Annotated in this window: 4 protein-coding genes; 2 read left to right on the top strand and 2 right to left on the bottom strand. The window is 65.0% G+C overall.

Annotated features, from left to right (window positions below; translation table 11 throughout):
• A partial coding sequence (locus tag AC3AYF_RS19350; RefSeq protein WP_487780209.1) for an ABC transporter permease occupies positions 1 to 918 on the bottom strand: 918 nt, incomplete at its 3' end.
• Entirely contained in the window at positions 915 to 1,634 is a 720-nt protein-coding gene (locus tag AC3AYF_RS19345) for an ABC transporter ATP-binding protein (RefSeq protein ID WP_295041163.1), read from the bottom strand. The genes AC3AYF_RS19350 and AC3AYF_RS19345, both read right to left, overlap by 4 nt.
• Positions 1,635 to 1,725: 91 nt before the next feature.
• On the opposite strand from AC3AYF_RS19345, the gene AC3AYF_RS19340 reads away from it, so the two are divergent.
• Both AC3AYF_RS19340 and AC3AYF_RS19335 read left to right on the top strand, forming a co-directional pair.
• The gene (locus AC3AYF_RS19340) at positions 1,726 to 2,313 is read left to right on the top strand and encodes an arylesterase (protein ID WP_295041162.1); all 588 of its coding nucleotides are present in this window, start codon (positions 1,726 to 1,728) and stop codon (positions 2,311 to 2,313) included.
• A 143-nt stretch (positions 2,314 to 2,456) separates the two neighbouring features.
• Positions 2,457 to 3,428, top strand: coding sequence for a zinc transporter ZntB (locus tag AC3AYF_RS19335; protein ID WP_295041161.1), 972 nt, complete (start codon positions 2,457 to 2,459; stop codon positions 3,426 to 3,428).
• Positions 3,429 to 3,673: the final 245 nt, after the last annotated feature.

The following is a 3,673-nucleotide window of genomic DNA, read 5'->3' as shown; positions in this document are numbered from 1 at the left end:
CAGTTGCCAGGCGAAGAGTTGGCCCAACTGCCGTTGCGAGGCGCCGAAACAGCGCAGCAGTGCCGCCGTATCGAGATGGCGATCGACATAGCGTCGGGTGGCCATGGCCACGGCGACCCCGGCAAGCAGGACCGCAGCCAGCCCCGCCAGGCTCAGATATTTCTGCGCCCGCTCGAGCGACCGCCCCAGGCTCGGGCGATCCACCCGCACGTCGCGAATCTCGACACCGGCGTCACGCAACGCATCGAGTCGCTGCCCGAGCCCATCGATCGCCGCTGGCGGTCCGGCGGCCAGCAGCTCGTACTCGATCCGCGAACCGGGCCTGACCAGTTCCGTTGCCTGGAGATCCTGGATATTGAGCATGATGCGCGGCGTCAGGCCGGCGAAGCCGGCCTGCTGGTCGGGCTCACGATCGATCAGGCCGGTGATGGACAGCGACAGCGCCCCGACCTGGACCCGGTCGCCGATACCCGCGTCCAAGAGCTGTGCCAGCCTGGGCGCGATCCACGCGCTGCCCGGCGACGGGCCGTGAGCCACGCCTTCGACACCGTTGCCCCGATCGACCCGAACCTCGCCGTAGAGCGGATAGTGATCGTCCACCACCTTGAGACCAGCCGGCTGGAAGGCATCCCCCTGGCTGACCATCGATACCAGATCGACCTGGTCGCTCAGCTCGAGCCCGGCGTCGCGAAGCGTCTGACGAAGCCCATCGTCGAACGCGCGTCCCTGCTCCAGCACCAGGTCCCCGCCGAGCAGCTGGCCCGCCTGTCGCGTCAGCCCCCGGTCGAGACGGTCGAGAAAGAAACCGATCATGGTGGTTGCCGCCACGGCCAGTGCCAGCGCGACGAACAGCGCCCGGACGTCGGACGCCCGCAGGTCGCGACGGAGACCCTTGAGCGAGAGCGCGATCAGGTTCATGCCTCGACTCCACGCGGCTGCTCGATCGCCGTCAACGTACCGCCCTCCAGCCGGAGGCAACGATCGCACCGCGTCGCGAGCGCCATGTCATGGGTGACGAGGATCAGGGTCGTGCCGGACTCACGATTGAGATCGAAAAGCAGATCGATGATGCGCCCGCCGGTCGCTTCGTCGAGATTGCCGGTGGGCTCGTCGGCGAAGACCAGGTCAGGGTCGGACACGAACGCGCGCGCTACCGCCACCCGTTGCTGTTCACCGCCGGAGAGCTGCTTGGGCAGATGTTCGAGGCGCTCGCCGAGCCCGACGCACTCCAGCCATTGACGACTTTTGGCGGCCACGTCTTGCCGAGGCGACAGTTCCAGCGGCAACATGACGTTTTCCAAGGCGGTCAGTGTGGGTAATAACTGGAAGTTCTGAAAAACGAAGCCGACACGGCCAGCACGCAGGGCCGCGCGTCCATCCTCGTCCAGGTCGTTCAGCGACTGGCCGAACATCTGGAGTTCTCCCGAACTGGGTGCGTCGAGTCCTGCCAGCAGCCCCAGCAAGGTGGATTTGCCGGCGCCGGAACTTCCAACGATGGCTACACTCTCACCGCGATCGACATCCAGCGCCAGCGATTCGAGAATAACCAGCTCTCGTTCCCCACTCGTTACCCGTTTGGCGAGCTGGCTGGCGTGTAGAATTCGCTTTCGTTCATGGTCCGAGGAGTGAGACATGGTGCCTGGTTTCCCTGTGCTTGGTATCGAGATGCCTTTCGCCAAGTTGGCAAGGCGCCGTGCGGGTGGCGCACTGTTGTTGTGTTTTGCCATGCTGTCGCTGACGCCCGGCTCGGCCCGCGCCGACACCATCGTGGTGATGGGCGACAGCCTGAGCGCGGCCTATGGCATCGATCCACAGGCCGGGTGGGTCAATCTGCTGAAGAATCGATTGGGTGATGAGCACGAAGTCGTCAATGCCAGCATCAGCGGCGAGACGACCTCGGGCGGCTCGGCACGGCTTCCTGAAGTTCTCGGACAGTATCATCCCGATATCGTTCTGCTGGAACTCGGCGGCAACGACGGGCTGCGCGGGCTTTCTCCCCAGCAGATGCAGGTCAACCTGTCGAAGATGATCGAGCGTAGCCAGAAAGAAGACGCCAGGGTGCTGCTGCTCGGCATCGAGGTGCCCCCCAATTACGGCCCCGCCTATACCGACGCTTTCCGCGATGTGTTCACGCAGCTGGCTCGCGATTACGAGGTCCCGCTGTTGCCGTTCCTGCTCGAGGGCGTCGATCTCGATACCATGCTGCAGGATGACGGCATCCATCCCACCGCCGAGGCACAGCCCATCATTCTCGACAACGTCTGGTCGAAACTGGAACCGATGCTGGCGCCGTCGGCGGTGGCGGAAGGTTGACCGGGCATCGGCTTTTTCGTGTCGCGCTCGCAGCGCTTCCAGGGCCGAACCGCTGGCGGCGACGCCTCGACCTGCTATCGTCAACACATTGAAAATGCTCGTGACATGGCGCACCGCGAGCCGGACCGGCAAGGAGGCTGACAATGGAAACGGAGACGGCGCTGGTCGCCGCCTACCAGCTCGACGGCAAGGGCGGCGGCACCTTGCTCAGCGTGCGCCAGCTGCGAGAGGCCTGGGCCGATCCCGAGCGGCCGCTATGGATGCATCTCGATTTCCGCCACGAGGACGTTCATACCTACCTGGAGGAGATCGCCGGGCTCGATGAGGCACCGGTCGAGGCGCTGCTGGAGGAGGATACCCGGCCGCGCGTCGCCAAATTCCGCAATGGCGCCGTCAGCACGCTGCGCGGGATCAACCTCAACCCCGGCGCTGCGCCCGAGGACCTCATCTCGCTGCGCATCTGGATCGCCCCGAATCGCCTGATCACCCTGCGTCGCCGACCGTTGAAATCGGTCAGCGACGTGCGCGAGCGGATCGACGACGGTAGCGGCGCGCTGTCGGTTCCGGACCTGCTGGCCTGGCTGACGGAAGCCCTGGTGGACAACGTCGGCGACGTCTCGCACCAGCTCGACGACCGGCTGGGCGAACTCGAGGAGGATCAGCTCAGCGACCGGGAGATCGATCCCGACGACTTCTCCCGCCTGCGGCGGTCGCTGATCACCCTGCGGCGCTTCATGGGACCGCAACGGGACTGCCTGGACCAGATCGCCCACGGCCCCGAATGGTTCGACGAGGACACCAAGGTATCGATCCGCGAGAGCGCCAACCAGCTGTCGCGCTACGTGGAGGACTTCCACGCCATGCAGGAGCGTGCGCTGATCCTGCAGGAGCAGCTCTTCAGCGAGCACAACGAACGCCTCAACCAGCGCATGTACATGCTGGCGATCGTCACCACCGTGTTCCTGCCACTCAGCTTCCTGACCGGGCTTCTGGGCATCAACGTGGGAGGCATACCCGGCGCCGACAGCCCCTACGGCTTCGTGATCTTTCTCGCGATCACCGCCCTCGTGGGCGGCTTGGTGATGTGGTTGCTCAAGCGCAAGCACTGGTGGTAGCTGGAAGCTGGAAGCTGGAAGCTGGAAGCTGGAAGCTGGAAGACAGGATGCCATCAACGATACTGCCACAAGCTCAGGGGGTCGGCCTTGCTTGTTCTTCCCTCTTCCAGGCGCGCAGCGCCGCTCTTCCAGCTTCAGGCTTTATCTCTATCCGTGTGCCCTAGGTCGCGTCCGGGGTCGAGCCGGTCGCGGACCCGGCGCTTCAACTCCTTGATATCGGGGAAGCCGCCGTCGCGCTTGCGCTC

This window comes from Salinicola sp. (assembly GCF_982684285.1).
Note: the sequence above shows the minus strand (reverse complement) of the source record. Positions and strands in the feature narration are given on the sequence as shown.